The sequence below is a fragment of the Streptomyces sp. CBMA123 genome, from assembly GCF_014596465.1.
GTDB lineage: Bacteria > Actinomycetota > Actinomycetes > Streptomycetales > Streptomycetaceae > Kitasatospora.
Map to the genome: position 1 here is coordinate 1 of NZ_MECK01000282.1, position 6,600 is coordinate 6,600.

A 6,600-nucleotide genomic window follows, 5' to 3' on the forward strand; every position below is an offset into this window, starting at 1 on the left:
CCCCGCGGCCCGGGCGCGGCCGGGCGGTACGGGCGCTGCTCGGGCGACTGCCGCTGCCGCGAGCGGTCGGCCTCGGCCTGGGCGGGCCCTTCGTCCGGCCCGGCCGGTCCGCGACGATGGTGAGCGCGGTGCTGCTGGGCAGCGTCGGCGTCACCTTCGCCCTGGGACTGGTCCTGTCGCTGAACGGCATCCAGGACGGCATGGACCGCAAGTCGCCCGGGAGCGTGCTGATCCAGGCCCTCGGCCCGCCGCCCGCCCCGGCGCCGGGCGCCGACGCGCAGCCGGTGCGGAACGCCGACCCGGAGACGATCGCCCGGCTGATCGCCGCCCAGCCGGGCACCCGCCGCTACCTGCGCACCGGCTTCACCCAGGTCGGCGTGGCGGGCCTGGCCGGTCCGACCCAGGTGGTCGCCTACGGCGGGGACCCGTCCTGGGGCGCCTACCAGATGGTCGCCGGCCGCTGGTTCGACGGCCCGGGCCAGGCCGTCGTCCCCGGCGGGTTCCTGACGGCCACCGGCACCCGGCTCGGCGACACCGTCACCCTGACCGCCAACGGCCGCGAGTCCCGAGTCCGGATCGTCGGCGAGGCCTTCTCCACCCGGCCGGTCATCCTCACCGACGCCCGCTCGCTCGACGGCCTGGGCGCCTACGTCATCCCGGAGTCGATCGAGTTCGACATCGACCTCACGGCGGGCACGGACCGGCAGGGCTACGTCGACGCCCTGAACCTCGCGCTCGCCCCCGACGGGGTCGCCGCCCAGCCGAACGACGGCCATCTGAGCAGCATGGCGGTGTCGATGGACGCGCTGGCCGGCACGATGGCCCTGATGCTGGTCGCGGTGGCCGGGCTCGGGGTGCTCAACACCGTGCTGCTGGACATCCGCGAACGCGTCCGGGACTTCGGCATCCACCGGGCGCTGGGCATGAGCCCGCGCCAGACCGTCACGATGATCCTCACCTCGGTCGCGGCCGTCGGAGCGGTGGCGGGCCCGGCGGGCATCCCGGTCGGCATCGCGCTGCACGACTACGTGCTGCCGCGGATGGGCCGCGCGGCGGGGACCACGATCCCGACCGCGGACCTGGCGGTCTACCACGGGTGGGTGCCGGCGCCACTGCTGCTGGGCGGCCTGCTGATGGCGGTGGGCGGCGCGCTGCTCCCGGCCGGCTGGGCGGCCCGGATGGGCACGGCGGCGGCGCTGCGGACGGAGTAGCGGACGGAGTAGCGGTCGTCAGTCGGTGAACTCGCCTGTGGTGCGGGCATGTTGAAGGGGGGCGGCAGCCGCAGCGGCTGCCGCCCCCCTTCCCGTGCGCCGGGTCAGCAGCCTCCGGCGAGCTCGTGGACGTTCGTGCCGACGCCCTGCGGCCTGCGGGGCCAGCGGTGCCCCGGAGGCCGATCGCGACAGGCCGTTGGGCTCGCCGGGCTCCCGGGCGCGCAGATTCTTGGTCCCGCAGGTTCCTGGTCACGCAGGGTTCTTGGGAGGGAACGGGTTCGTTCACTAACATTGGGCCATAGGCCTAGTGAACACGGAACCCCCGGGAGGTGTGCGGCCATGTCCGCTGAAGCCCGAACCGTTGAGGGCGCCGCCGCGCGCGCGGCGGCGACCGCCCCGGTCCGCCGGCGCGGTGAGGCGCTGGAGAGTGCCATCTACGGGGCGACCCTCCAGCAGCTCACCACCGACGGTTACGCCCGGCTCACCATGGAGGGCGTGGCGGCCGCCGCACAGACCGGGAAGGCCGCCCTCTACCGGCGCTGGTCCTCCAAGGAGGAACTGGTCATGGACGCGCTGCGGGCCAGCCTCCCGCCGGCCCGGCCGGCCCCCGACACCGGAAGCCTGCGCGGGGACCTCCTGGAGGTGGTGACCGGGCTGCGCACCGCGATGTTCAGCGACCTGGGCGCCGCCGTCCGCGCGATCATGAGCGAGATCGACCACCAGCGCGCCCGCGTCTTCCTGGAGCTGGTGCAGCAGCGGGTGGTCGACCCCACCACCGCGCTGATCGCCGAGGTGCTCGACCGGGGCACCGCCCGGGGCGAGGTGCGCCCCGGGGCGGTCACCCCGCTGGTCACCGACGTGGTGCCGGCGCTGATGCTGTACCGGATCAAGATGTGCGGCGGGGGCGCCGTGGAACTCGACCCGGTGGCGATCGTCGACGAGGTGCTGCTGCCGGTCGTCCGGGCCTGAGCCGGGTCCGTCGCCGGACCGGGGCCCGCTGCCGCGACTCAGGCCCCGCTGTTGCGGAGCATGTCCTCGCGCTCCACGACCTTGACGCGCTCGCGGTCCTCGGCCCGGCCGAGTTCGCGCTCGTGGGCGTCGAGCTGCTTCCAGCCGTCCCAGGTGGTGAAGCGGACGCCGCGGGCGCGCAGGTGGTCCTCGATGGCCGCCGGGTCGGGCTCGGCGGCGCTGGGCAGCCGGCCGCCGGCGTGGTCCTCCAGCAGGCAGGCGACGGTCTCGTTGGCGTCGCCCTTGGTGTGGCCGATCAGGCCGACCGGGCCGCGCTTGATCCACCCGGTGACGTAGACGGCGGGGACGTGCGAGCCGTCGCCGTCCAGGACCCGGCCGGCCTGGTGCGGGACGGTGCCGGAGACCGGGTCGAAGGGCAGCTTGGGCAGCTCGTCGGAGTAGTAGCCGACGGCGCGGTAGACCGACTGGACGTCCCAGTCGGTGTGCCGGCCGGTGCCGCGCACGTTGCCGGTGCCGTCCAGCTCGGTGCGCTCGGTGCGCAGGCCGACGACCTTGCCGTCCTCGCCGAGGACCTCGACCGGGGACTCGAAGAAGTGCAGGTACACCCGGTGGGGGCGGTCGCCGACGTCGCGGATCGCCCAGTTCTCGACGGTCGCGGCGACCAGGTCGACGTGCTTGACGGCGCGGCGCGCGGCTATCGAGCCCTCGTCGTACTCGATGTCCTCGGGGTTGACGATGACCTCGATGGTGGGCGAGTGGTCGAGCTCGCGCAGCTCCATCGGGCTGAACTTGGCCTGGGCGGGGCCCCGGCGGCCGAAGACGTGGACCTCGACGGCGCGGTTGCCCTTCAGGCCCTCGTACACGTTCGGGGGGATCTCGGTGGGCAGCAGCTCGTCGGCGGTCTTGGCGAGGATCCGGGCGACGTCCAGGGCGACGTTGCCGACGCCGAGGACGGCGACCTTCTCGGCCTCCAGCGGCCAGGTGCGCGGGACGTCCGGGTGGCCGTCGTACCAGGAGACGAAGTCCGCCGCGCCGTAGGAGCCGTCCAGGTCGATGCCGGGCAGGTCGAGCGCGCGGTCGGCCATCGCGCCGGTGGAGAAGACCACGGCGTCGTAGTGGCGGTGCAGGTCGTCCAGGGTGAGGTCGGCGGGGTAGTCGACGTTCCCGAACAGCCGGACCTGGGGCTTGTCCAGGACCTGGTGCAGGGCGGTGACGATGCCCTTGATCCGGGGGTGGTCGGGGGCCACGCCGTAGCGGATCAGGCCGAACGGGGCGGGCATCCGCTCGAACAGGTCGATCGAGACGCCGGGCGCCGTGGCGGCGTCGGACTTGAGCAGGGCGTCGGCGGCGTAGATCCCGGCGGGGCCGGCTCCGACGATGGCGACTCGGATCGAGCGGGTCATGCGGGCGAATCCTCCGGGCGGGCGCAGCGGGGCCTACTGGTCTGGACCCTTGCAGCCAACCCGCTGCTCGCGCGCAGCTGTAGTCGGTTCTGATCTATGACGTCATAGAGTTGACCTATGGCCGGCCCGGGAACTTCCCGGGCCGGTCGGACGTCAGCTGCCGTCGGCCGGAGTGGAGGCCGCGGCGGTGGCGGGTGCGGTGGCGGGTGCCTGCGGGGGGACGGCCGGGGCCGGTGCCGTCGTCGCTGCCGGGGCGGTCGCACCGTCGGCGAGCCGGGCGGTGGAGGCCTCGAAGAACCGCAGCAGCTCCACCGGGAACGGCAGCACCAGCGTCGAGTTCTTCTCCGCCGCGACCTCGACCACCGTCTGCAGCATGCGCAGCTGCATCGCCGCCGGGGTGTCGGCCATCTTGCTCGCCGCCTCGGCGAGCTTGGCGGCCGCCTGGAACTCGCCGTCCGCGGTGATGATACGGGCCCGGCGCTCCCGGTCGGCCTCGGCCTGGCGGGCCATCGAGCGCTTCATCGAATCGGGCAGGCTGACGTCCTTGATCTCCACCCGGTCGATGTGCACGCCCCAGCCGGTCGCCGGGCTCTCCAGCATGACCTCCAGGCCGTGGTGCAGGTTCTCCCGGCCGGACAGCAGGTCGTCCAGCTCGCTCTTGCCGATGATCGAGCGCAGCGAGGTCTGGGCGACCTGCAGCATGGCGAAGCCGTAGTTCTGCACGTCCACGGTGGCCCTGATCGGCTCGACCACGCGGAAGTACAGCACCGCGTCGACGCTCACCGAGACGTTGTCCTTGGTGATGCCTTCCTGGGCGGGCACCGGCATGGTGATCACCTGGACGTTGACCTTGCGCATCCGGTCGAGCACCGGCAGCAGCAGCGTCAGCCCCGGCTCGCGGACCTGCCCGAGCACCCTGCCGAGCCGGAACACCACGCCGCGCTCGTACTGCTGCACCACCCGCACGCCGGTCATCAACCACAGCAGGACGACGACCACGACGACGATCACGAGTTCCGCCACGCCTGTTCTACCTTCTCCCCGTCGCGGTGCGGCCGGGCCGGGTCCGGGATGGCCCTGTCACCGGGCGCTCGCCGCGCGCAGCACAGTATGCGCCCGGCCGGAGCGCACGGTAAGGCGTGTGCAGGAGGGTCTTGACGCAGCGTTGACGATCGGGGTCCGTCCGGTGCCGGGGCGGTGGCTCACCCCGGCGCCGGACCAGGCGGCTCAGCCGGCTCGGGCGGCTCGGGCGGCTCAAGCGCGGAAGGCGTCCGCGTGCTCGGTGGCGAACTCCGCGAAGGAGCGCGGCGGACGGCCGGTCAGCTTCTCCACGTCCGAGCTGACCGCCGAGGCCCGCCCGGCCGCGTACAGCCCGTACAGCTCGACCATGCCCTCGGCGCGCCACGGGTCCCAGCCCGTGCCGAGCATGCCGTCCAGGGCCGCCTCGGGGGCGAGCGCGGTGTACGCGACCGGGTGGCCCGCGGCGGCGGCCAGCTGCGCGGCCACCTCGCCGTGGGTGAGCGCGGCCGGGCCGGTCAGGGTGTAGACCGCGCCCTCGTGGCCCTCCGTCGCCAGCACCTCGACGGCGGCCGCCGCGACGTCCCGGGCGTCCACGTACGACACCGCGCCCGCGCCGCCCGGAACGGCCAGCCGGCCGGCCTTGACGGTCGGGGCCGTGCCCAGGAAGTTCTGGTAGAAGCCGTTCGGGCCGAGGACCGTCCACGGCAGGCCGGAGGCCTCCAGGTGCGCCAGGCCCGTCACGTGGGCGCCGACGAAGCGCACGCTCTCGGGCCGGTACTCGATGCCCGCGGCGGCGTGCAGCACGATCCGCGGGCGGCGGCCGGTGCGGACGGCGGCGTCGATCACGTTCTTCTCGTGCTCGGCCATCTCCGGGTGCACGGCGACCAGCAGGTAGACGGTGTCGGCCCCGTCCAGGGCGGTGTCCAGCGACGCCGGGTCGGCGAAGTCGGCGGCGACCCGCTCGACCGCGGTGTCCCACTCGGCCGGGCCCACGGACCCGGCGCGCACCAGCGCCCGCACCTCCCGGCCGCGCTCCCGCAGGCCCACGACGACCTTCGACCCGACCGTACCGGTGGCACCCGTCACGACGATCACGGATGTTTCTCCTTGTTCCCCGTTGTTCCCCGTTGAACGAAGCGGACATGATTCCGCGTCAGGGGGATGATCGCAGGCGGCGGATGGGGGATCAAGGTCGGGTTCCCGCACCCGCCATGGCGGGCTTCGACACGCACGGAGCCCTGCCGTTGCTCGACTTGGGGTGAGCCGGACGCTTGGATGGATCCGGCCTGGTCACCGCCCGGACACCGGCCCGGGCACCCCCCCTTGGCGAGCCGAGGAGCCACCACCGTGAACGACACCCCCGACCCCGACCCCATCGCCGTGGCCCACCGGATCGCCGAACGGCGTGAGCGACTCGGCCTCACCGAGGACGCCCTGGCCCATCAGGCCGCGATGGCCCCCCAGTACCTGCGCCACCTGACCGAAGCCGGGCCCGCCTTCGACCCCGGCGGCTTCGTGCGGATCGCCGCCGCCCTCTGCATGAGCCGGGAGGAACTCCTGGAGGGCCGCGCCGACGCCCCGCCCGGCCTCGGGGCGCCCGGCCCACGGCCCCGGCTGCTCGACCTGACCGACGCCGAGTGCTGGGAACTGGTCGGCTCCCACGGGATCGGCCGGATCGCCCTGCCGGTGCGCCCGGGCCCGGCCGTCTACCCCGTCAACTACGTGGTCGACCGGGCCACCTTCGCCTACCGCACCGGCGAACGCGCCGCCACCGCCCCGGAGCCGGGCGCGGAGGTGTCCTTCCAGGTCGACCGCATCGACGAGTACCTCGGACGCGGCTGGAGCGTGCTCGCCCTCGGCTCGGCCCGCTACGTGGAGGACCCGGAGGAACGGCGCCGCCTCGAGGACCTGCCCGGCGCGGCCCCCTGGGCAGGCGGCGACCGGCCCTGCTGGGTCCGGATCCGGCCCGCCGAGATCAGCGGCCGCCGCCTGGTCAC

6 protein-coding genes are annotated in these 6,600 nt (G+C 74.1%); 3 read left to right on the forward strand and 3 right to left on the reverse strand.

Features of this window, described 5'->3' with window-relative positions; all coding sequences use genetic code 11:
- Window positions 1-1,211, forward strand: a 1,211-nt coding sequence (locus BG452_RS27300) for an ABC transporter permease (protein WP_188307017.1), incomplete at its 5' end; no start/stop codon positions are given.
- A gap of 339 nt (window positions 1,212-1,550) precedes the next feature.
- On the forward strand, window positions 1,551-2,180 hold the full coding sequence (locus tag BG452_RS27305) for a TetR-like C-terminal domain-containing protein (RefSeq protein WP_188307018.1): 630 nt from the start codon (window positions 1,551-1,553) through the stop codon (window positions 2,178-2,180).
- A 38-nt stretch (window positions 2,181-2,218) separates the two neighbouring features.
- On the opposite strand, the gene BG452_RS27310 is transcribed toward BG452_RS27305, so the two are convergent.
- The 3 genes from BG452_RS27310 to BG452_RS27320 form a co-directional block, all read right to left on the reverse strand.
- A complete protein-coding gene (locus tag BG452_RS27310) occupies window positions 2,219-3,583 on the reverse strand; it encodes an FAD-dependent oxidoreductase (RefSeq protein WP_188307019.1) in 1,365 nt (454 codons plus the stop codon).
- A 153-nt stretch (window positions 3,584-3,736) separates the two neighbouring features.
- The gene (locus BG452_RS27315; protein WP_411293026.1) at window positions 3,737-4,606 is read right to left on the reverse strand and encodes a slipin family protein; all 870 of its coding nucleotides are present in this window, start codon (window positions 4,604-4,606) and stop codon (window positions 3,737-3,739) included.
- 231 nt (window positions 4,607-4,837) lie between these two features.
- Complete coding sequence (locus BG452_RS27320; protein ID WP_188307020.1) at window positions 4,838-5,698, reverse strand: NAD(P)H-binding protein; 861 nt, start codon at window positions 5,696-5,698, stop codon at window positions 4,838-4,840.
- A 252-nt stretch (window positions 5,699-5,950) separates the two neighbouring features.
- Here BG452_RS27320 and BG452_RS27325 point away from each other — a divergent pair.
- A partial coding sequence (locus BG452_RS27325; protein WP_188307021.1) for a helix-turn-helix domain-containing protein occupies window positions 5,951-6,600 on the forward strand: 650 nt, incomplete at its 3' end.